Below are 19,434 nucleotides of genomic sequence, written 5' to 3' on the forward strand. Positions count from 1 at the left end.
TTTTTTTGAGATATGTATAATAAAATACAGAAAATTATTATGTGATTTATCGCAATGAACCTTAAAGCAATATCAATAAGTCTAATCTGCCTCTGTACTACTATTGTTGCACATGCAGCCCCTTCAGAACTTGACCAGTATTTGATTAAAAAACAATATATTGACACAGACTTTAAAATCAAAAACCAAATCGGGTTAAAAGATTTACTATCTTATTTAAGTGACGAAGATTCCAGAACTCTCCCTCTACAAATTGATCAAAACACACTGATAGAAAAATTACGTCTACATACCGACCATATAGAAATTCAAGGTATTATTACTACACCAGATTTCAATCAATTTGAAAAAGATATTGGTGAGCCCGAAGTCAAATCACTATTAAAACGTAATATTTTAGAAAACTGTTCAATCATTTTTGAGCATGAATTTCAGCGTAACAATCCGTATTATGCTGATATCAAACTCAGTTCCGAACATCATCAATACATTTTTAAAATTTCAAATCAACAATGTCGTTATTAATTAAGATTTATGGACGTGACAGGCTCTGTTGCATAAAAATTGATAACTAACTGATTTTAAAGGCTGAGTATGAATTTTAATCAAAAAAAATAAGTCTAATAAAATTATATAGTTAAATATTTATACAATAAAGCCTTCTCAAATTATACAAGCAGACTTGAGATAATTTCAGTCTCCTAATTTAAAGCATTAAATATTCAAATTTACCGCAATAAACCTTGTGGCTGTAAAATAATCACTGCCGCACCCACTAAAACAATAAAACCACCCAGTATATCCCAACGAGTTAGCGGCATTTGATCGACCAACCTGAGCCACATCAATGCCGTAAAAATATAAACTCCACCGTATGCCGCATAAATCTTTCCTGATGCAGCGGGATGCAATGTCAACAACCAGACAAATACCCCCAAACTAACTATGGCTGGTATCCATAACCAATATGTCTTCCCCTGATTTAAAATTAAATATGGAAAATAACAACCTAAAATCTCGGCAATTGCAGTAACAAAAAACAAGAAAAATGTCGTAATAATTTTCATAATTTGAATATCCATTTTTCACCTTAAATCATCATGAAAAAACCCGTGCCAAGCACGGGTTTTTTCAGTAAAAAATATTTAAGCTGGTTCAGCAGTTTGATCTTCAAAAACTTCAAGTTTCAGACCAACAGCTTTGCCATTTTCTTTTTTCACAGATACAGCCACATTACCACCATGATCTGCGAGCTCACCAAACAGAATCATTTCAGCAAGCGGTTTTTTCAAATGTTCCTGTATCAGGCGTTGCATTGGACGGGCACCCATCAAACGATCATAACCATTTTCGGCCATCCAGTCACGTGCGCTTTGATCCACTTCAAGTACCACTTTTTTCTCATCAAGTTGTGCTTGTAATTCTGTCAGGAATTTGTCTACCACAGACTCAATAACAGAGGTTGGTAATGCTTTAAACTGGATCACACCATCCAGACGGTTACGGAACTCTGGTGAGAATGCACGTTTCATTGCTTCCTGATTATCATTACTGTTGTCTTGTTCAGTGAAACCGATACTTGTACGTGAAATACTTTCTGCCCCAATATTGGTGGTCAAGACAATAATCACATTACGAAAATCTGACTTGCGCCCATTATTATCTGTTAATGAACCATGATCCATAACCTGTAACAACAAGTTAAAGACATCTGGATGTGCTTTTTCAATCTCATCCAGAAGCAGTACACAATGTGGATTTTTATGAATTGCATCTGTCAGCAAACCACCCTGATCATAACCTACATAACCTGGAGGCGCACCAATCAATCGTGAAACTGCATGACGCTCCATATATTCAGACATATCAAAACGCACCAACTCGACACCGAGCAGTTTTGCCAACTGTTTTGTAACTTCTGTTTTACCTACACCTGTAGGACCTGCGAAAACAAAGCTACCAACTGGCTTATCAGGTGATTTTAAGCCTGCACGCGAAAGCTTGATTGCTGATGCAAGTGCTGTAATCGCTTCATCCTGTCCAAACACTACACGTTTAAGATCTCTTTCTAAATGCTCAAGTACAGACTTATCATCCTTAGAAACTGTTTTCGGAGGAATACGTGCAATCTTGGATACAATATCTTCAATATTTTCAACAGTAATCAAAGTACCATCATTTTCAGCTTTAAGACGACGCTGCGCCCCAGCTTCATCAATCACATCAATGGCTTTATCTGGCAAGAAACGGTCATTGATAAATTTAGCTGAAAGCTCAACCGCAGATACCAGTGCTTTATCTTCATATTCAACGTGATGAAAATCTTCAAACTTGCTTTTTAAACCACGTAAAATATCAATGCTTTCCGATATAGATGGCTCATTCACATCAATCTTTTGGAAACGGCGGGACAAAGCATGATCTTTTTCAAAAACCTGACGATATTCCTGAAATGTCGTTGATCCGATACAACGTAAAGTACCATTTGCCAGTGCAGGTTTAATCAGATTCGAAGCATCCATTGTGCTCCCCATACTTGAGCCTGCACCAATAATCATGTGGATTTCGTCAATGAATAAAATTGCATTTGGATTTTTCTTGAGTGCGTTTAAAAGCTGTTTTAAACGCTTTTCAAAATCACCACGATATTTGGTACCAGCAACTAATGAACCAATATCCAGACTATAAACTTCAGCATTTGCAAGTGGCTTAGGGGCCTTACCATTAACAATTAACCACGCCAGTCCTTCAGCAATTGATGTTTTACCTACACCAGGATCACCAACTAACAATGGATTATTTTTACGACGACGGCATAGAATTTGGGCAGTACGCTCGATTTCTTTCTCACGCCCAATCAAGGGATCTGTTTTTCCTTTCTGTGCTTCAATATTCAAATTAACTGTATAAAGCTCTAAAGGACCCGCATTTTGCGATGCATTTGCTTCACCTTCCAGATCTTCATTTTCTTCTTCGACCTGTATTTCATCTTTACGTGTTCCGTGTGATAAATACTGAGTCAGAGTTAAGCGGTTAATTTGATGACGTTTAAGCAAATAAACAGCAAAGGAATCACGTTCAGAATACATTGCAACCAGTACATCAGCACCTTCTACTGTTCGGTCACCACCACTGGACTGAACATGAAAAATTGCTCGCTGCAAAATACGATCAAAACTTTCTGTAGGATGAGGAGCTTGATCACTATTTTCACCAAGTTTCGGTGTATGTTGTTCTACGTATTCTTCTAACTCTTTTCGTAAGCTCACAATATCCGCGCCACATGCTTTTAATGCATTTACGGCAGAATCATTATCAAGTAAAGCTAATAATAAATGCTCAACTGTAAGAAACTCATGTCTCTTTTGACGAGCCATGCTTACTGCCAAACGTAAAGATACTTCCAATTGACGACTGAGCATAAGACCCCCCTATTCTTTGGGCTCAATCTGACAAAGTAGTGGATGACCTTGTGACCGAGCATAATTATTTACCTGGTTTGCTTTCGTCTCTGCAATATCTCTTGGGTAGACACCAGCAACACCTTTTCCTTCATAATGTACTGTTAACATTACTTGAGTGGCTTGGTCAAGATTCATTGCGAAGTATTGTTGTAAAATTTCGATTACAAAATCCATCGGGGTGTAATCATCGTTCAATAAAACCACAGCATACATCGGCGGTCGTTTGACTTGTGGAGGTGCAGTCTGAACAACAACATCACCTTCTGGATGCTCATCAGAGGCTGAACTCATACGTGGACTGATATGCCAATCCACATATCCTGTTTGAAAAAAAGAAGCTTTTAATTCATTAATTTGAGTTCGTTTCTTCGTACTACGCATAAAATATTGTTTCTTCATTACTGAGCATTTGCTTCAGCTTGTGGAATTTCAGAAATAATTGAAGTTGATGATTCAACAGGCTTTCCTCGAGACCAACTGAAACGTCTGATTACAGAAGTACCGCCATTTAAACGAACTTCAATAAATTGCGGATTAAATCCTTTTGGCATCGTCCAGCGACCAGTTAAACGGGCATAATCTTCAAAATTATATTTGTTGTCTTCCAAAGGCACTGTAAGCACCTCTGTCCCACTGATTAAACGCAATTCAACAGTTCCAGAAACACGGCGATGTGCTGGACTGACTTGTAAAAGATCAATCTGATATTCAAACGCATTTTCAGGTAATGGTTTAATCGCAAGATTTTGCACTGTCAAACTCAAACCACCGCGAAGTCTTAAAATTTCACGATACATCAAAGCCTGACTCAGATACTGATCTTTTTCAGCTTTGGTTGAATTTAATTTCTCCAATAAATCATTAGAATTTGTGACAGCAACATCACGCTCCTGAACAGTAGCATTTAGACTTTTATTCATCGCAGAAATCGCGACTTTTTGCTTATCTACAACATCAACAAGTTGTTGTGCATCTGCATCGTATCCAACAACACTCAATCCTTGTCTATGTCCAACAGTATAACCAATAAGCAAACTTCCTACGCACAGCACAACACCTCCAATCGCTAATGGAGAGTTGCCTCGCATAAATGGCTTTTTATTCAATTGAGCCGAGTTTGTGGAGTCGTTTGTTTCTGAGTTATACATCGTTCTCTCGAATTTTTTGAATGAAACAGATCACACATTTAAATCCAAATTTAAATGTGTGTGAAGTATTAAAACGTTTTTTATGGTAATAATCCAATGCCTTGTAAGCCTGCATTTTCAGCAAAACCAAACATTAAGTTCATGTTTTGAACTGCTTGTCCTGCCGCACCCTTGACCAAATTATCCTGTACAGAAAGTACAACAAGTTTTTTCGGTTGAGGTTTATACAATGCTATACGAAGCTGGTTCGCACCACGTACGCTTCTGGTTTCAGGTGAACTATTTGCTGGCATGACATCAACAAACTGCTCATTTGCGTAAAACTCTTCATAAAGTTTTTGTAGATCTGTATTGTCACCAGCATCTGTAAGATCCAGATAGATCGTACTAAGCATTCCACGAATCATCGGTACCAAATGAGGTACAAACAGGATATGGTCAAAAACACCTTTCAAACCTGAAATATTTTCCAGTGCTTCAACAATTTCAGGATGGTGGCGATGACCTGCTACACCATATGCTTTAAAGTTATCTGCATTTTCAGAATAGATCATTCCCATGCTCGCTTTACGACCAGCACCAGAAACACCTGATTTTGCATCAATAATAATACTTTCAGGTTTCACTAAAGTGTCATTTGCCCTGAATAATGGAGCAAGACCTAACTGTACAGTTGTAGGATAACAGCCTGGATTACCAACAACTTTTGCTGTTTTGATCTTTTCACGATTTAATTCTGACAACCCATAGACCGAGTCTTTCAATATATCTGGACAAGCATGCTCCAGACCATACCATTTTTCAAACTGTTCAAGATCTTGCAAACGAAAATCCGCAGCCAGATCAATAACTTTCGTATCGGCAGCAATTAACTCAGCAGCATGTTTCATCGCGACACCATGTGGGGTTGCAAAAAATACAACATCACACTGTTTTAAGACTTCAATATCTAGATCAGAATATGCTAAATCAGTTTGCCCTCGTAGACTTGGAAACATATCAGCGACGGGTTTACCTGCTTCGGTACGGGAAGTAAGCACTTTAACTTGAACATTTGGATGTCGTAGTAAAAGACGTAATAACTCAACGCCCGTATAACCTGTTCCACCCACGATTCCAACAGTAGTCACGTTCAATACCTCAGCTTATAAAAGTTTCCATTTCAACGACTTTATAGTATGACAGGAAGTTTTGATTTTCTAAACTGTTTTAGTTGGGATTGATGATTTTTTATAATCATTTATTCTGCATATCATCTGACAATAGATTGAAACTATACTATGAAGAATTTCACTAAAAGAACAAAATAATGCATATCAATCCAGATTATTTCTTAGAAACACCAAACGGCCGGATTTATACACCTGAGAGAAATAACCATGCTTGGCAGCAATGTTATCTTGCATTAAAGAAAGCTATTCAATCCGGACAATTTAACAAAGTATATCTACTCATTGGTTGTCAAGCATCTGGAAAAACTTCATGGGCAAAGCAGCAGCTCAAAGTTGACTCAAAGGCTATTATTTTTGATGCCATTCTTGTAAAATCCTCTGAAAGAAAAAAAGTAATAGACATAATTAAACAATCCGGCATGGAGTATATTGCAGTCTATTTTCAAACTGAATTATCAACCTGTTTAGAGCGAAATCTACTGAGACCAGCAGATGAAATCGTAGATCAATCTGCACTCCATAACGTATTTAATGCATTGGAAAAACCGACACTGAATGAGGGCTTTACGCAGATCATTATAGTTTAGAGATTCACCAACATATTCATCGCTTTCAACCAATAGAACATAAAGATAATATTTTTGAAAACTCAAAACATGATAATTAAGCTTTGGCATACCACCAGTATGGCATTGGACTATTTTTGAGTAACTTCCGATGCTGTTTATAATTTTGGTCAAAACGTTCAACAAGTCCCCAAAAATGTGGGCTATGGTCAAAATGTTGAGTATGTGCCAACTCATGTACACAAACATAACGTGTAATTTCTTGTGGGAATAATACCAAACCACTATTGAGCATAATGTCATGCCTAGCGGTGCAACTTCCCCATCGGGTTTTAGGCTGACGGACAGCACATTGACCAAAACTTAAGTTTATTTCATTGCTCACTTGTGACAAGTATTTAGGTAAATAAATCTTTGCATATGAAATAACAAATGTTTTTAAGTAACTCTCAGGATGCCGGTCACTGATAAATAGCTGTAAATTTTCATCATCAAAAATAAAAGACGATTTCTGGGTTTGATAAATAACCTCTAAAGGTTGATCAAGATTAAAAAGTTGTAAAGTTTGAGGTAATTGTCCAGTTGTACCGAGTTGCTGGTCTTGCTGTTTCTTCCATGTTTCAAGTAACCATTGTTCAGAATCATCTAAAAATTTCTGGATTTGCCGTTTGGTACAAAAAACTGGTGCAGTCAATCGAATTTGCGTTGGCTCAACACGGAGTCGTAATCGTGTTGCACGTGCATGTCGGACAAGCTTTATCTCTGGGAGTTCAATTCGCTTTTGCATAAATTATTTTTTAACACTCATCAAGTCATTCTTTGATGAAAACCCTCCCACTTTTAAATGGGAGGGTACAAATGAGTTGTTTTATACTGCTGTGCGTTCTTCGATTCCATCATTGGTAGCAACTATCGCAATGTCAGCTTTATTTAAAGCAAAAATTCCGTTTGTCACCACACCAGGAATGTCATTCAAGGTTTTTTCAAGTTCAAGCGCATTTAGAATATTTAGATTGTAAACATCCAGAATAACATTACCATTATCAGTCACCACGCCTTCACGATAAGCAGGATCACCACCTAATGTAACAATTTTACGGGCAACTGCCGAGCGTGCCATAGGAATAACTTCAACAGGAAGTGGAAACTCACGTCCAAGCTGCTCAACCCATTTAGAATCATCTACAATACATACAAATTTTTTGGCAATAGATGCCACAATTTTTTCACGGGTAAGTGCTGCTCCACCACCTTTAATCATATGCATGTGACGATCAATTTCATCGGCGCCATCTACATAAGCATCCAGTCCGCCAACACTATTCATATCTACAACTTCAATGCCCAGTTTTTTTAGACGTTCAGCAGTTGCTTCTGAACTTGCAACAGCAGCTTCAAGTTGAAGTTCTGGTAAAAGATCAATCAGGAAATTGACAGTACTCCCTGTACCAACACCTAAAATGCCACCTTTTGGCAAGTGTTTTAAAGCTGCTTTGGCTGCGGCTTGTTTTTTCTCATCTTGGGTTGCATATAGACTCATGGTATCACTCAACTATTTTTCACATTTGCCAAAAAATTAAGGCGCAAACGGAACGGGGTTTGTTACAATAAGCGCCTATTTTAAACTGTTAGAGGGAAGATTAACATGCTGTCTCGTTTGGTTCGACAAATTTTACAAGCAACGGTATATGACGTTGCAATCGAAACCCCACTCGAAGCAGCGCCACGAATTAGTCAAAAGTTAAACAATAACATTCGCTTTAAACGCGAAGACTTACAACCTGTCTTTTCCTTTAAGCTACGCGGTGCCTACAACCGTATTAGTCAATTACCGAAATCTCAGTTAGAACGTGGCGTTATCACAGCTTCAGCAGGTAACCATGCGCAAGGCGTGGCTTTATCTGGTCAGAAACTGGGCATTCGCGCCATTATTGTCATGCCTAAAACCACACCTGACATCAAAGTACAGGCTGTAAAACGTTTAGGTGGAGATGTCGTTCTATACGGTGATTCATTTGATGTTGCCAATAAATACGCCATTCAACGTGCAGAAGATGAAGGTTTGACATTTATCCCACCTTATGATGATGAGTTGGTAATTGCCGGGCAAGGAACAATCGCCAATGAGCTTTTGCGTCAATGGCGTGATGTAGATTATGTTTTTGTTGCTGTTGGCGGTGGTGGTTTAATCTCAGGCGTTGCAGCATACTTGGGTGACGTTGCGCCACACGTTCAGGTTATTGCCGTCGAATATGACGAGTCAGCCTGCTTAAAAGCCGCTTTGGAAGCAAATGAACGTGTCATTTTGCCTCAGGTTGGTTTATTTGCTGATGGTACTGCAGTCGCTCAAATCGGCGAGTTACCATTTGATGTTATTCGTCTGCAAAAATCTGATAACTCCGGTCCTATTGTTGATCCTGATGTTGTTTTGGTTAATACAGATGAAATCTGTGCGGCCATTAAAGATACTTTTGATGAAAACCGCAGTATCGTTGAACCGTCTGGTGCAATGGCTTTAGCTGGTATCAAAAAATACGTTGAGCAACACGGTTTAGAAAATAAAAATATGGTGTCCATTGTTTGTGGCGCCAACATGAACTTTGACCGTCTACGCTATATTGCAGAACGCACTGAACTTGGTGAACGTAAAGAAGCAATTTATGCAGTCACTATCCCTGAAGAAAAGGGTTCATTCCTTAACTTTTGCCGTACACTTCAAGGACGTAACATTACCGAGTTTAACTATCGCGCCAGTGATAACAGCCAAGCCCAGGTATTTGTTGGTATCAGTTTAAAGTCAGGTGAAAAAGAACGTCACGAAATTTACGATCTTTTAAAAACCAAATACGATGTCGATGATTTATCTGATGATGAAGTTGCGAAATTGCATATTCGGTATCTGGTTGGTGGTCACGCCAGTATTGAAAATGAGCGTTTGTTCCGTGTCGAGTTCCCTGAACGTCCAGGTGCTTTGTTAACATTCCTTGAACGTTTAGGGCCAACACACAACATCACCCTATTCCATTACCGCAATCATGGTGCTGCAGAAGGTCGTGTACTGGTTGGTTTAGAAGCAGAAGATGCTAAACAAAATCCCGATGGCCTGATTGAAACACTGGAAAATATTACTTATCCATATGTCGAAATTTCAGATAATCTCGGATATAAGCGTTTCTTGAAATAATTGCCAATGGTGAGTAATAATCTAACAAGATTCTTACTCACTTAAAATAAATTTAAAAAACTTTTAAAACCTTATATTTTTCAATCTTATAATTCACTCAACTATTTAACTTAATCAGTTTTCTAAATAAAATTACAAACTTTTCCATATTTATATTAAATACAAGCAATTTATGATACTGCATGATGCAGACCAATAACATTACAATAACGCTTATCAAATCACAGCCATTGGTGCCTCATCCTCATAAATATCATTAAAAACGGTAAGCAACTGTTCATTCAACTCATTATCAGTCGGAACGAGTAACCAGTATGGATCTTCGGCATAGATCACAAATAAAGTTAAATTATAATTTTCAGCAACATCTTTTAGATTTTTTAAAATTGCGTCCAAGGTAAATTGTTCATCATTACTATACATATGATCCAGATCTTGTTCTTCATCACCCTCTTTATAACGCTGATAGTAAGATCTGATATCCAGTTCAATCTTACTTTTTAACGCTTCAATATCCACATGATGTCTGTTATTTAACTGATCACATTCATCAATTCCATTATCTCGATAATTCGCAATATCAATTTGCTGTATATTGGAAACTTCAGTATTTAACCAGTCATATAGTTCTTCCAGATCCGACAGATCACCCGGCTCTTCATAATTTCGTAATTCGGGAAAAATAATTCGAAATGTCTCAAATAGTTCACTTTTCATATAGATTCTTCCAAGATTAATCTTTTATCATGACTTATAATTTGTTGGATGCTTAAAGCGTTTAACTATAAAATATAAGAGTTCGCCATTTCGTTTGATGCGCTCTTGTATAATTTCTGCACTTATTTGTTTTAATCAATTTAAGACATACTCAAAGGATAATTTTTTATATGGCACAATTTGCTGTGATCGGTTTAGGAAGTTTTGGTGCGACTGTTGCACTTGAGCTGATGGACTTAAATCACGATGTCATCGGTATAGATAGCATTAAAAAAAATGTGGAAAATATTTCCGATCGTTTGACTCACGCTGTGATTGCTGATGCAACCGATGAGCATGTTCTGGATGAGCTTAATATAAAAAATTGTGATGCGGTGGTCGTTGCAATTGGTGAAGATATCGAAGCCAGTATTTTATGTGTACTCCATTTAAAAAATCTGGGTATTCAAAAAATTATGGTGAAAGCAAAATCTCAAGCTCATCATATGATCCTTTCCCATTTAGGTATTACAAAAATTATTCATCCTGAAGAAGATATGGGGATACGGGTGGCACAAAATCTAAGCTACCCAATGATTCGACGCTATATGGCTCTAAATAATGACCGTTATATCGTTAAAATTGAAATTGCGAGCAATTTGCAAGGTGCTCAATACCAAACTATTATGGATAATACACATGACATTAAAACTTTGTTGTTGCAGCGCGGCTCTCATGTGATTTATGAAATTGCACCAGGCACCATTTTACAGGAAAAAGATATTTTAATTCTTGAAGGCCCTGTAGATGAGTTAAAACAGCTTTCAACGCGTTTCCTCTAATATGAAACAACTGATTAATAAAAAACATCAAAGTATCAATCTCAGCCCACCAAGTCTGCTTGCTGTGGGTTTTCTCAGTTTCATTATTATTGGAACGCTACTGCTTAAGTTACCGTTTGCACATAAGGGAGATTTGAGCTGGATTAATGCCCTTTTTACAGCGACATCTGCAGTCACAATTACTGGCCTTTCTGTTGTCAATGTTGGTGATTCATTTACGCTATTTGGTAAAGTTGTTGTCATGTTACTCATCCAATGCGGTGGATTAGGTTTTATGAGTTTTGCGATACTTGCTGCTCTCAGCCTCTCCCCAAAAATCGGGATTAAGCAACAGGTTATGGCACAGGAAACCATAGGTCAAACCAGTCTTTCACAGGCAACATTTACAGTTAAAGGCGTTTTGATCTATTCACTGTTTTTTGAAGCAGTTGGTACAACCATTCTAACCATTGCATGGATGGAACATTACGATTTCTCACATGCCTTCTTTTATGCATTGTTTTATAGTATTTCCGCCTTTAATAATGGTGGCTTTTCATTATTTCCCAATAGTTTAATGAGCTTTTCTGGGCAATATCTAGTTACTTTTACCATCAGTATGCTCTATATTATTGGCGGAATTGGCTTTGTTGTACTTATGGATATTAAACGGTGTAAAGGTTGGAAAAAGCTCTCACCAAATAGTAAATTAATTCTTTCAACAATCGCAGGATTAAACCTGTTTGCCTTTATTGTAATCTGGAGTCTGGAAGCCAATAACCCGCTTACGCTAGCTCCTATGTCTATAGGTGATCAGGCTCTCAATGCATGGTTCCATGCAACTGTTCCCCGCTCTTCAGGGTTTAATAGTGTCGATATCGGAAGTATGTCCAATCCTGCCACGCTGGTCACCATGTTTCTCATGTTTATAGGCGGAGGCTCATTAAGTACCGCTGGAGGAATTAAAGTTGGGACATTTATTATTGTTGCCTTAAGTGTTATTAGCTTCCTGAGACGAGAAGATGAGCTTACAGTTTTCAACCGTACCATCCCTCAACGCACTACGTTCAAGGCTTTAGCCGTTATTTCAATCACAGCCATGCTGATTATTATCGGCTTTTTTACCTTACTCATATTAGAACCACGGAAAAACTTTTTAGATTTATTATTTGAAGCCGTTTCAGCTGCTTGTACTGTTGGACTTTCTCGTGGTATTACACAAGACTTGAAGCCAATGAGCTTATGTGCCTTGATGTTTTTAATGTTTGCTGGTCGTCTTGGTCCTCTAACACTTGCTTATTTGATTGCAACACCGAGGAAAAGTAGAGTCAGTCATCCTGAAACAGAAATCCAAATTGGATAGCATAAAAAACCACTCGTTTTTGAGTGGTTTTTAGTCTTGAATTTAGTACCAATTCATTAAATTAATGCCCAAGCCGACATATGTCGCTCTATGGTTATAATCAATCAAGCTTTCACCATAACCATTAAATAACTGAAAATGACCACGCAAATTTCCGGATATTGGGAACGTCCAATCAAACTGGGCAGCACCATGTGAGTCACTGCCTCCTCGCAAAGAGTGTCGTAACATTAAACTAAAGTCATGCTTTTTATATCGATAAAATGCAGTTAAGTCACCACGCCCCATATAGTCTTTAATATCTGGATTATTATCATCTTTTGCATCCTCCTCAAGCCGGTACCAAGGACGTAGCATCAATGCGAAATTACCACGCTCTAAACCAAGATTTAGGATAACGCGATTCCAGCTACGGGACAAAGGATCAGAACGACCATTAGACTGATGATTTAAAGTTAAACCTAACAGACGCCCATTTAATCCCAATATCTCATAATTAGTTCTAAACATGAGGCTAGCTTCAGGCTCATAATTTGTCTCGCGAAATGGTCGAGATTCTTTGCTATTGTATGACTGCCAACGTGAAGACTGAGTATAGCCAACCCATAAATCTCCATTATCCCCAAAGATGTTTTCCCAAGCTTTGGTTTTCAATGAAAGCTGAAATTTTAATTCCGTAGAATTTAAGTCTTGTGGTACTAACACCCGATTATTTGAATTTGGACTATATGGCGTCTCATTTTTATCACTTGTCCAAAACGCTGGAAGTAAATAAACAGGTTGATAAGCACGAATATTAAACGTCCCTAATTTACTCTCAGGTGAAAGCTCCCAGCGTTTATCAAGCAATGAAGTATTTGGGTCAATTCTTGGCGCTTCAACAGCAAATAAGTTACTAACCTGATGTTTAATCTTTTCAGTCACGGTTTTAGGTTTGATTTCTTCAGGTGCAATTTCATCAGCTGCAACACGTTCAGAAACTAAAACCGGACGATCTGGTTCTGGAACTTTGAATAGCGAGTCATAGCAGGTTAAACGCTCTGCATTCGATTCCAAAGCAGCACATGCTTGTGCTGTCATTGGATGTAACGGAGAAGCATCATCTGATGCATGGCTTAATGATACTACCCCCAAGCCGAGTATTGATAATACGCTCAGCTTAAACGGTACGCGTTCACTTAAATTGAACGGCATAGTAACTCTCCAAAAATTATTTTTTTAGTTCACTTGTTTAATTTCAAAGCCCAATTCTAGCAGTGCATCTTTTTTAGCAAATGGCGCAACAACAGCTTTAACTGGCTTTTGATTGAGCAAATATACTTCTGTAACACGTTTTAGGTCATCAAGTGTGACATTTAGAATTCGCTCACGCATTAACTTTCTAAAGGCTGGTGTACGACCATGCAATAGTGCATAACATGCTGTTATTGCTTCTCCAGCTGGAGAACCTGGTTTATCCATACCAGAAATCAAACCTAAAATAGCTTCTTCAAGTTGATAAGGCTTTTGCTCAGTATTCATCAGCCATTCTAAACTAGCCTCGAAATCCTTAAATGTTTCTGCTAAACGTGGATCACGATAACTATAAAACCTGAATGCACACGCATTGCCATCATAACTTGCACCACCACCATAAGCACCACCTTTCTCACGGATAGCACTATGCAAGAAACCATTACGTAAATAACCAGAAAGTACCATCAATGGTGCTGCATCTGGATGAGAAACATCAACTGCCTGATATGCTGAAGCACAGAATTGAACATTAGCCTGAATTAGCCATGCTTGATCCTGTTTTGAGTTTTCCTGAGCAACTTGAGTTAAATAAAGTGATGACGTGTCTACATCCACCTTATCCCATACACTTTGCACTTCTTCAATCAAGCGTTCCGAATGCTGCTCCTCACAAACCAACAAAAATTGTTTTGGTGCGAGTAACAAAGCACGATGAATTGTTTGCAGCTCAGAAATAAATTCAGCATAAAGTGCTTCATCTTTTTCAATTTTTGCAACTAAATCACCTAACCAGTTTAAAGCACCTAACCCTGTGTTGTGATAGTCCCGGTTAGCCAATGCACTCATATTTCTTGATGCAATTTGCATTGCATAACTATGACCAGAACCTGAAATACGCGAAGCCCAACGCGTCTTACGTTGCTGGAGCAACTCAATAATCCGGTCTTTTTCGTCAAAACGTAACTTTTCGAATGCCAATTTTAGCAACCCAATGGCTTCTAAATTATGACTCAATGATTTTGTCGTTAGTGTTAACCAGGCAGAAATTTTACCTTTATCATCAACCTTGCTACGTAACGATGCCCCCATTCCCAGGCCACCACTTATAGCTGTTTGCAATTGTTGCAGTTGCAAATAGTTATAATCTCCAGCACCTACTTCACCCATTAAAATTGAAAGTAGATTAAAATAAGGTGACTGAACAATCGCATCAGGAATCTGGATCAACACTTGTTGGTAATAAAGCCCATTTGTTCCAGCATGATATAAATTTAATGGTGTATCGATACCATTACTAATCACTTCATGTAATTGTCCCTGAACAATAGCAAGCTCTGCTGGGATGTCTTCTAAGCCGACTTTAGGCAATAAATCCAAATCATCAGCTGTTTCTTGACGCGCCTTTAATGCTTCTGTTTCAGCAATAATCTTCGCCCTATCATCCTCGGTAAGCTTTTCACCAATTTCAGCTAAACGAACCTTTTCAGCTTCAGCTTCTTTGATAGATTTTGTCGCATCAGGAACCAAAGTCATCTGTACACGATGTGGATTATCCAGTAAATAAGTCTGAATCAGATTTGATAGCCACATTGGATCCTTAAGCTCTTCTTTAACCTGTTCAATTGCAGAATCAACATCCCAAACATGGATTGGATCGCTATGATGAATTGCGCTACTTAAGCCATTTAAAATTAAAGTTAATCCATAAGGTGTTCCGTCACCACTGATTTCACGTTGATGCAATTCAATTTGATGTAAAATAGCATCCACGATATCTTGGTCAACTGGCTTGGATGCTACTTCTCTTAAAACATTTAAAACACCATTTTTAAATGCTTCACTGTGTTCAGGGTTTGAGCCTTGAATTCCACAATAGAATGTCATTTCAAAATTGCTGTCATCGACCCCCATGATTGGGCCTGTAGACTGCGCATAACCACAAGTTTCCAGATAGTGACGTAATGGTGAAGCTGAGTTTTCGAGTAATACCCCTTCCACCAGACGCATGCCTAAACGCAACTTGATTTCGCTCGACTGCGGTAATAACCATGAAATGATATGATAAGTCTTATCTTTTAAATCTTCACTATCCACAGCATAAGTTTCAGTCACCTCTAAAGGCTGGGTTAAACGCTTCTCTGGCTTAGAATAAATCGTCGTACCTTTATCAAACTTAGATAAGGCAAGTTTTTCGAACTGTTCTTGTAGTTCATATGCAGAAGTATTACCAAATGTCATAAAAACTGCATTGCTTGGATGATAATGGGACTTATAAAAATCAACGAGCTCCTGATAAGTTAAATCAGGAATGTCTTTAGGATCACCGCCAGAGTTATAATGATAAGTTGTTTCTGGAAATAAATGATGTGCCAACTGATGGTAAAGCTGATCTGAAGGTGAACTCATCGCACCTTTCATTTCATTGAAAACAACCCCTTTATAAACAGGTTGTCCATCTTCCAGCTCAATACGAATCCCTTCTTGAGCAAAATCAAGTGGATTCAGATTTGCAGCAAATGCTGCATCCAGATATACAGATAACAGGTTTTGAAAATCCTTTTTATTCTGAGTCGCAAATGGATATGCTGTCCAATCTGCAGCAGTGAAAGCGTTCATAAATGTATTTAATGAACGTCGAATCATTAAAAAGAACGGATCACGAACTGGAAACTTTTCGGAACCACAAAGAGCAGTATGCTCTAAAATATGTGCCTCACCTTTTGAATCCATTGGCTGGGTTCGAAAAGCCACTAAAAAAACATTTTCATCATGTTCTGTTGCCAAGTGATAATGAATTGCACCCGTCACTTTATGTTTAAATTCAGAAACTAAAATATCTAAAGCTTCAACATGGTGTTGACGTATCAACTGAAACGCAGGGTGAATAGATTGAGTTAGGGTTTCAGTGACATCTACAGTCATGTAATTTCCTCATTATATAAATTTGAATACTGCCGGACATTATAGCTTTAGTTTTTGCAACAATTCATCCTTAAATCAACAATGTTTAATTGCTTTATCCAACTTTTTTAATCGGATTTAGTATTTATAAGAAAATTTAAGCACTTAAAAACTTTTGATGTGTAATTTTAGGTAAATTGTTCACACTTTTATAACCACATGCATCATAAAACAGACCTGCTTGTGTTACATCTGTAAAAAGTACGATTGCCTTATAACTTTTAGCTGTGTCTCTTGAATAAAATTCAATAAATTCTACCAATACCACACCCTTTAAAATTAGGCTAAATATGAAACCGTCTTAATCTGGTACATACCATTTCACCTGCTGCCGTCTGCCGTTTCAATATGAGGCGATGCAATTATAAAAAATTAGATTCTATTCTCACCTCATTTAAAACACCGCCAACCTTATCAAAGCTCATTATTAAGCTTTAGAGCACATATAATTTGTTTCAGGGAAACCAAACACCACACTGAATTTTATTCATGAATCTATTGAAAAACTGAACAATGATGTAAAATTGTTACTTTCTTTAAAACTGTGACCACAACATGACTAACATTGATCTTTTTGCGATTGGTAACGCATTGATTGACTTGGAATTTAAAGTAACTGATGAGTTTCTAAACGAACAAAATCTACAAAAAGGGACAATGCAACTCAGTGATGGTGAAACACAACAAAAACTTCTAGATCATTTAAATAATACCCAAGTTAACAAAGGACAAGCTTCAGGTGGATCTGCTGCAAATACTACAGTAGCATTCAGTGCCTTAGGCGGTTCAGCATTTTATGCATGCCGTGTTGGTCATGATGAGTTTGGTTCTACATATCTAAAAGGCTTGAACGAAGCAGGTATTACCACATCACTTAAATCAGTGAGTAATGGTGTAACTGGCACTTGTGTAGTTTTGTCTAGTGCAGATGCAGAACGCACAATGCAAACATATCTAGGGATTACAGCCGAATTATCAGATGAACAAATAGATTTATCACCGTTAAGAAGTGCGAAATGGCTATATATTGAGGGTTATCTCTCTACTAGTGATACTGCACGCGCAGCCGTAAAAAAAGCACGTCAGATTGCAAAAGATAATAACGTAAAAATTGCACTTACACTTTCTGATCCAGCTATGGTGCAATACGCACGTCAAGGTCTGGATGAGTTAATCGGTGACGGCGTTGATCTAATCTTCTGTAATGAAGATGAAGCACAAATGTATACTAAAACAGATTCAGTCGAAGCTGCTTTTGCCAAATTAAAATTACTAAGTAATGAAGTTGTCATTACATTAAGTGAAAAAGGTGCATTGGTTGGGAATCAATACGAACAGTTCTATATTGATGGTCGCAAAGTAAATGCTATTGATACACTAGGTGCAGGCGATGCATTTGCAGGTGCTTTTTTATATGCCCGAAATAATGGTGAAGATTTAAAAACTTCAACAGAACTAGCAATTCTTGTCTCAAGTGAAATAGTCTCTCAATATGGTCCACGTTTAGAACTTACACACTATGCTAAACTTTTGCAAAACTTCCAAAAGGAATGCGCGTAAATGAATAGAATATGCATGACTGAAGATATTCCTGAGCGTGAAGCCCGCTCTTTTGAAACAGAAGATGGTGATACTATTTTTATTACTCAACGGGATGGTTCTTTTTATGCATATCAGAATCTTTGCCCCCACTTGCAAACAGAACTTGAATTTTTAGAAAATCAATTTCTAGATCAAGATCAGGAATATATTCAGTGCTCAACACATGGTGCATTATTTGAAGTTGAAACAGGCAAATGCATCTTTGGACCGTGTGAAGGTGACTCACTTGAAAAAGTGAATATCAAAGTACATTCCGACGGTGGAATATATCTGGAAGACTAATCTTCTATAGGGACTGCCATGCTCGACTTCTTATTTAATCAAAATCTACTACCATTTAATTTAAGTTTTATGGCATTGATTTTACTCAGTATGGCAGAAACCATAGGCTATTACATTGGTATGCGCCCCAGTACTTTCATAAAGCGTATTTCTCCAGCCTGGCTAAGAGAATCCCCCTTACTCCAAGTAAAATTTTCAAAAGTTCTTATTTTTGTCTTCTTATTGATTACATTTAGTTTCGCTGGTTATTTTCTACAGCTTTTGTTCTTTGCTACACAGCGTCAATTGGCACCGTGGTACTATCTTATATTCCCGGCCTTGATTATTGCTATTTTCTTTACTGTATTTATGATTCACTGTTTAGATCAAGTGATAAAACCCAAATTTTCAGCGAACCGAATAAATCTGCTTGGTCGACTTGCAACTGTCTCCAGTGGCAATGCACGTCCAGGTTTTTCAGCCCAGGCACGTGTTCGTGACGAATTCGGCCAATTGCACTATGTTCAAGTTGAACCAGAATTTGGTGAACTAGAGTTTCAATCACAGATCATTTTAATCCGTTTTAAAAAATCTCATTACATTGCTAAAAAAATATCAGTTTCAAATCATTTATTTAATCCAGAGCTACACTTGTGATTGATTGATGATTTTAGTAAAAATTTATCATATTACCTTCTTCTATTGAGTAATAGGATTTATCACATCTATCCTTCGCTCTTACAGACTTTAAAAAGCATCTAACAACATCATGATCTATCCTATTAATACTATTTTTATTTAAAAAATCACTCAAATTAACTTTCCATTATTCACTTTGACAAACTCAACACAAAATAAAGTATTTGTGCTCAAGCATCGTATTATTCATATAAAAAGCAACCTATTATTGCTTAATTTTTAAACAATAATAAATAATATTATTTCAATATTTAGCTATTT

The 19,434-nt window shown here is 37.5% G+C and carries 19 protein-coding genes; 8 read left to right on the forward strand and 11 right to left on the reverse strand.

What is annotated here, in order from left to right:
• The first annotated feature begins 54 nt into the window (after positions 1–54).
• Positions 55–525: a hypothetical protein gene (locus KPC_RS00990; protein WP_171334395.1), complete on the forward strand. Its 471-nt coding sequence runs from the start codon at positions 55–57 to the stop codon at positions 523–525.
• A gap of 203 nt (positions 526–728) precedes the next feature.
• Here the strand turns inward: KPC_RS00990 and KPC_RS00995 are convergent, their stop codons facing one another.
• The 5 genes from KPC_RS00995 to argC all read right to left on the reverse strand — a co-directional run bounded on the left by KPC_RS00995 (position 729) and on the right by argC (position 5,748).
• Complete coding sequence (locus KPC_RS00995) at positions 729–1,082, reverse strand: YnfA family protein (protein ID WP_121972593.1); 354 nt, start codon at positions 1,080–1,082, stop codon at positions 729–731.
• 63 nt (positions 1,083–1,145) lie between these two features.
• Positions 1,146–3,422: an ATP-dependent Clp protease ATP-binding subunit ClpA gene (gene clpA, locus KPC_RS01000; RefSeq protein ID WP_121972594.1), complete on the reverse strand. Its 2,277-nt coding sequence runs from the start codon at positions 3,420–3,422 to the stop codon at positions 1,146–1,148.
• A gap of 9 nt (positions 3,423–3,431) precedes the next feature.
• Complete coding sequence (gene clpS / locus KPC_RS01005; protein ID WP_121972609.1) at positions 3,432–3,845, reverse strand: ATP-dependent Clp protease adapter ClpS; 414 nt, start codon at positions 3,843–3,845, stop codon at positions 3,432–3,434.
• Between the two features lie 17 nt (positions 3,846–3,862).
• A complete protein-coding gene (locus tag KPC_RS01010) occupies positions 3,863–4,612 on the reverse strand; it encodes a DUF6776 family protein (protein WP_121972595.1) in 750 nt (249 codons plus the stop codon).
• An 80-nt stretch (positions 4,613–4,692) separates the two neighbouring features.
• On the reverse strand, positions 4,693–5,748 hold the full coding sequence (gene argC / locus KPC_RS01015; RefSeq protein ID WP_171334396.1) for an N-acetyl-gamma-glutamyl-phosphate reductase: 1,056 nt from the start codon (positions 5,746–5,748) through the stop codon (positions 4,693–4,695).
• Positions 5,749–5,921: 173 nt separating this feature from the next.
• Here argC and KPC_RS01020 point away from each other — a divergent pair, with 173 nt between their 5' ends.
• Entirely contained in the window at positions 5,922–6,371 is a 450-nt protein-coding gene (locus KPC_RS01020) for an AAA family ATPase (RefSeq protein WP_121972597.1), read from the forward strand.
• A gap of 76 nt (positions 6,372–6,447) precedes the next feature.
• Here the strand turns inward: KPC_RS01020 and KPC_RS01025 are convergent, their stop codons facing one another.
• A complete protein-coding gene (locus KPC_RS01025) occupies positions 6,448–7,137 on the reverse strand; it encodes a M48 family metallopeptidase (RefSeq protein WP_121972598.1) in 690 nt (229 codons plus the stop codon).
• A gap of 81 nt (positions 7,138–7,218) precedes the next feature.
• Entirely contained in the window at positions 7,219–7,890 is a 672-nt protein-coding gene (gene rpiA / locus KPC_RS01030) for a ribose-5-phosphate isomerase RpiA (RefSeq protein ID WP_121972599.1), read from the reverse strand.
• A 105-nt stretch (positions 7,891–7,995) separates the two neighbouring features.
• On the opposite strand from rpiA, the gene ilvA reads away from it, so the two are divergent.
• On the forward strand, positions 7,996–9,534 hold the full coding sequence (gene ilvA, locus KPC_RS01035; protein ID WP_121972600.1) for a threonine ammonia-lyase, biosynthetic: 1,539 nt from the start codon (positions 7,996–7,998) through the stop codon (positions 9,532–9,534).
• A gap of 216 nt (positions 9,535–9,750) precedes the next feature.
• Here ilvA and KPC_RS01040 read toward each other — a convergent pair whose 3' ends face one another.
• Positions 9,751–10,251 (reverse strand): hypothetical protein, encoded by a 501-nt coding sequence (locus KPC_RS01040; protein WP_121972601.1) that lies wholly within the window; start codon positions 10,249–10,251, stop codon positions 9,751–9,753.
• Positions 10,252–10,421: 170 nt separating this feature from the next.
• Between KPC_RS01040 and KPC_RS01045 the strand changes: the two genes are divergently transcribed.
• Both KPC_RS01045 and KPC_RS01050 read left to right on the forward strand, forming a co-directional pair.
• Positions 10,422–11,072: a potassium channel family protein gene (locus KPC_RS01045; protein ID WP_121972602.1), complete on the forward strand. Its 651-nt coding sequence runs from the start codon at positions 10,422–10,424 to the stop codon at positions 11,070–11,072.
• Between the two features lies 1 nt (position 11,073).
• A complete protein-coding gene (locus KPC_RS01050; RefSeq protein WP_121972603.1) occupies positions 11,074–12,414 on the forward strand; it encodes a TrkH family potassium uptake protein in 1,341 nt (446 codons plus the stop codon).
• Positions 12,415–12,456: 42 nt separating this feature from the next.
• Here the strand turns inward: KPC_RS01050 and KPC_RS01055 are convergent, their stop codons facing one another.
• The 3 genes from KPC_RS01055 to KPC_RS20295 form a co-directional block, all read right to left on the reverse strand.
• On the reverse strand, positions 12,457–13,608 hold the full coding sequence (locus KPC_RS01055; RefSeq protein ID WP_121972604.1) for a phospholipase A: 1,152 nt from the start codon (positions 13,606–13,608) through the stop codon (positions 12,457–12,459).
• A 24-nt stretch (positions 13,609–13,632) separates the two neighbouring features.
• Entirely contained in the window at positions 13,633–16,572 is a 2,940-nt protein-coding gene (locus KPC_RS01060) for an insulinase family protein (RefSeq protein WP_121972605.1), read from the reverse strand.
• A gap of 136 nt (positions 16,573–16,708) precedes the next feature.
• Entirely contained in the window at positions 16,709–16,873 is a 165-nt protein-coding gene (locus KPC_RS20295) for a hypothetical protein (protein ID WP_171334397.1), read from the reverse strand.
• 293 nt (positions 16,874–17,166) lie between these two features.
• Here KPC_RS20295 and KPC_RS01065 point away from each other — a divergent pair, with 293 nt between their 5' ends.
• From KPC_RS01065 to KPC_RS01075, 3 genes are read left to right on the forward strand one after another with little or no spacing between them, the layout of a single operon-like run.
• Positions 17,167–18,171 (forward strand): adenosine kinase, encoded by a 1,005-nt coding sequence (locus KPC_RS01065; protein WP_121972606.1) that lies wholly within the window; start codon positions 17,167–17,169, stop codon positions 18,169–18,171.
• Between the two features lie 15 nt (positions 18,172–18,186).
• Positions 18,187–18,495 carry a Rieske (2Fe-2S) protein gene (locus KPC_RS01070; protein ID WP_171334399.1) on the forward strand — a complete coding sequence of 103 codons (309 nt, stop codon included), beginning with the start codon at positions 18,187–18,189 and terminating at the stop codon, positions 18,493–18,495.
• 18 nt (positions 18,496–18,513) lie between these two features.
• Positions 18,514–19,131, forward strand: coding sequence for an OB-fold-containig protein (locus KPC_RS01075; protein ID WP_121972608.1), 618 nt, complete (start codon positions 18,514–18,516; stop codon positions 19,129–19,131).
• Positions 19,132–19,434 lie beyond the last annotated feature (303 nt).

It is taken from the genome of Acinetobacter stercoris (assembly GCF_900323515.1).
Taxonomy (GTDB): domain Bacteria; phylum Pseudomonadota; class Gammaproteobacteria; order Pseudomonadales; family Moraxellaceae; genus Acinetobacter; species Acinetobacter stercoris.

Excerpts from the sequence above, each read along its gene's own strand:
- KPC_RS00990 (WP_171334395.1), top strand. The coding sequence starts at position 55 with ATGAACCTTAAAGCAATATCAATAAGTCTAATCTGCCTCTGTACTACT.
- KPC_RS00995 (WP_121972593.1), bottom strand. The coding sequence starts at position 1,082 with ATGGATATTCAAATTATGAAAATTATTACGACATTTTTCTTGTTTTTT.
- clpA (WP_121972594.1), bottom strand. The coding sequence starts at position 3,422 with ATGCTCAGTCGTCAATTGGAAGTATCTTTACGTTTGGCAGTAAGCATG.
- clpS (WP_121972609.1), bottom strand. The coding sequence starts at position 3,845 with ATGCGTAGTACGAAGAAACGAACTCAAATTAATGAATTAAAAGCTTCT.
- KPC_RS01010 (WP_121972595.1), bottom strand. The coding sequence starts at position 4,612 with ATGTATAACTCAGAAACAAACGACTCCACAAACTCGGCTCAATTGAAT.
- KPC_RS01020 (WP_121972597.1), top strand. The coding sequence starts at position 5,922 with ATGCATATCAATCCAGATTATTTCTTAGAAACACCAAACGGCCGGATT.
- KPC_RS01025 (WP_121972598.1), bottom strand. The coding sequence starts at position 7,137 with ATGCAAAAGCGAATTGAACTCCCAGAGATAAAGCTTGTCCGACATGCA.
- rpiA (WP_121972599.1), bottom strand. The coding sequence starts at position 7,890 with ATGAGTCTATATGCAACCCAAGATGAGAAAAAACAAGCCGCAGCCAAA.
- ilvA (WP_121972600.1), top strand. The coding sequence starts at position 7,996 with ATGCTGTCTCGTTTGGTTCGACAAATTTTACAAGCAACGGTATATGAC.
- KPC_RS01040 (WP_121972601.1), bottom strand. The coding sequence starts at position 10,251 with ATGAAAAGTGAACTATTTGAGACATTTCGAATTATTTTTCCCGAATTA.
- KPC_RS01045 (WP_121972602.1), top strand. The coding sequence starts at position 10,422 with ATGGCACAATTTGCTGTGATCGGTTTAGGAAGTTTTGGTGCGACTGTT.
- KPC_RS01050 (WP_121972603.1), top strand. The coding sequence starts at position 11,074 with ATGAAACAACTGATTAATAAAAAACATCAAAGTATCAATCTCAGCCCA.
- KPC_RS01055 (WP_121972604.1), bottom strand. The coding sequence starts at position 13,608 with ATGCCGTTCAATTTAAGTGAACGCGTACCGTTTAAGCTGAGCGTATTA.
- KPC_RS01060 (WP_121972605.1), bottom strand. The coding sequence starts at position 16,572 with ATGACTGTAGATGTCACTGAAACCCTAACTCAATCTATTCACCCTGCG.
- KPC_RS01065 (WP_121972606.1), top strand. The coding sequence starts at position 17,167 with ATGACTAACATTGATCTTTTTGCGATTGGTAACGCATTGATTGACTTG.
- KPC_RS01070 (WP_171334399.1), top strand. The coding sequence starts at position 18,187 with ATGACTGAAGATATTCCTGAGCGTGAAGCCCGCTCTTTTGAAACAGAA.
- KPC_RS01075 (WP_121972608.1), top strand. The coding sequence starts at position 18,514 with ATGCTCGACTTCTTATTTAATCAAAATCTACTACCATTTAATTTAAGT.